General features: G+C 73.2%; 2 protein-coding genes and 1 pseudogene. 2 read left to right on the top strand and 1 reads right to left on the bottom strand.

The window, feature by feature from the left end; translation table 11 throughout:
• Positions 1-559: response regulator transcription factor (locus H5J29_RS29730; RefSeq protein WP_181784285.1), on the top strand; the 559-nt coding region annotated here is incomplete at its 5' end.
• A gap of 47 nt (positions 560-606) precedes the next feature.
• Positions 607-1,845 carry a cysteine--1-D-myo-inosityl 2-amino-2-deoxy-alpha-D-glucopyranoside ligase gene (gene mshC / locus H5J29_RS29725; protein ID WP_181784284.1) on the top strand — a complete coding sequence of 413 codons (1,239 nt, stop codon included), beginning with the start codon at positions 607-609 and terminating at the stop codon, positions 1,843-1,845.
• Positions 1,846-1,978: 133 nt separating this feature from the next.
• On the opposite strand, the pseudogene H5J29_RS29720 reads toward mshC, so the two are convergent.
• Positions 1,979-2,265, bottom strand: a pseudogene (locus H5J29_RS29720) (MFS transporter); the annotation flags it as partial.

Below are 2,265 nucleotides of genomic sequence, written 5' to 3'. Positions count from 1 at the left end.
GACAGGTCCAGGTCGTGCTTGGCCTGGTAGCGCTGGACGAGCCGCGCCGCCGGAGGCCGTCGTCGTCGACATCCGGATGCCGCCCACCCACACCACCGAGGGGCTCGACGCCGCCGCCCGGCTGCGCGAGGAGTTCCCCGACGTCGGGGTGCTGGTGCTGTCCGCCCACGTCGAGCCCGCGTACGCACTGGAGCTGGTGGAGGGCGGGACGCACGCGGCCGGGTACCTGCTCAAGGACCGGGTGACCGACATCGAGGAGCTGGTCGAGGCGGTGCGGCGGGTCGGCACGGGCGGGCTGGTGATCGACCCGGGTGTCGTGGCGCAGCTCGTGGGCCGGGCCCGGGCGCACAGCCCGCTCGACGACCTCTCCGACCGCGAGCGGGAGGTCCTGACCGTGATGGCGGAGGGCCGCTCGAACCAGGCCATCTGCCAGCGGCTGTTCCTCAGCCCCAAGACCGTCGAGGCCTACGTGCGGTCGGTGTTCACCAAGCTCGGTCTGCACCAGGGTCCGGACGACAACCGGCGGGTCCTCGCGGTGCTCACCTTCCTGCGAGGGTGACCAACGACCCGCCCGGGGTACGGCCGCGGAGCATTTAGTGTGGACGCATGCAGACCTGGGCCTCCGTCGACCTCCCCGCCCTCGAGGGCAGCGGTCCGCCGCTCCGCCTGTACGACACCTCGACCGCACGGGTCCGGCCGACCGCCCCGGGCGAGACCGCCACCATGTACGTCTGCGGCATCACCCCGTACGACGCCACGCACCTCGGCCACGCGGCCACCTACCTCGCCTTCGACCTCGTCCACCGGCTCTGGCTGGACCTGGGGCACGGGGTGGACTACGTCCAGAACGTCACCGACATCGACGACCCGCTGCTCGAGCGGGCCGCGCGGGACCAGGACGACTGGGTGGTCCTGGGCATGCGCGAGACGGCCCTGTTCCGCGAGGACATGGAGGCCCTGCGGGTGCTCCCGCCGCAGCACTACATCGGTGCGGTCGAGGCGATGCCCGAGATCGTCGAGCTGGTGGACAAGCTGCTGGCCACGGGTGCGGCCTACCGGATCGACGACCCGGAGTACCCGGACGTGTACTTCGACTCCGCCGTGACCGGCCGCTTCGGCTACGAGTCGACCTACGACGAGGAGACGATGATCCGGCTCTCCCGCGAGCGGGGCGGCGACCCGGACCGGCCCGGGAAGCGGCACGCCGTCGACCCGCTGCTGTGGCGGATGGCGCGCGAGGGCGAGCCGCACTGGGAGTCCGACCTCGGCGCGGGCCGTCCGGGCTGGCACATCGAGTGCGCGGCCATCGCGCTCAACCGGCTGGGCACCCAGATCGACCTCAACGGCGGCGGCTCCGACCTGATCTTCCCGCACCACGAGTGCGGCGCGGCACACGCCGAGGCGCTCACCGGGGACCATCCCTTCGCCCGGCACTACACGCACACCGGGATGATCGGGCTCGACGGCGAGAAGATGTCGAAGTCCCGCGGCAACCTGGTGTTCGTGTCGAAGCTGCGCTCCCAGGGCGTCGACCCCAACGCCGTGCGCGCGGCACTGATCGCCGGACACTACCGCGAGGACCGGCCCTGGACCGCGGAGCTGCTCACCGAGGCGCAGGAGCGGCTGGCGCGCTGGCGCGAGGCCGTCGAGCTGGAGACCGCCCCCTCGGCCGACGGCCTGGTCGCGGCCCTGCGCGAGCACCTCGCGGACGACCTCGACACCCCGGGTGCCCTGGCCGCGGTGGACGCGTGGGCGAGCGAGGCGCTGGAGCGTCGGGGCACGGACGCCGAGGCGCCGGCGAAGGCGCGCGTGGCGATCGACGCGCTCCTGGGCATCGCGCTCTGACTGCACGTTTCGTGCTCTCAGCGTGGTCCGCACCGCGCTGAGAGCACGCAACCCGCGATCTTCCCGCGCTGAGAGCACGAAACGCGCGATCTTGTGTGGCGAGAGCACGACACGTGCGATCTCGTGCGGCGGGTCAGCGGCGGGGGACCAGGGCCGGGACGGCGGCGACCAGGACCGCGGCGGGCACGAGGAAGGCCGCCGTCGGGTCCGCGTGGTAGACGGGCGGCAGGGCTGCGGGCGAGGCGGCCGCGCCGAAGAAGCGCAGCGACTGCACCACCGACACCGCCCCACCCCCGCTCGTGCCCGACCCACCCAGGACCAGCGCGTTCACCCCCACCAGCAGCAGCTGGCTCGGCACGCCCGCCAGCACCCACAGCACCGCCACGAGCCACACCACCGGTGCCAGTCCGACCGCGGCGA

Origin of the sequence: Pseudonocardia pini (assembly GCF_013870575.1) — a bacterium.
Classification (GTDB): domain Bacteria; phylum Actinomycetota; class Actinomycetes; order Mycobacteriales; family Pseudonocardiaceae; genus Pseudonocardia; species Pseudonocardia pini.
The sequence above is the reverse complement of the archived record's forward strand: the minus strand, read 5'-3'. Positions and strand labels throughout refer to the sequence as shown.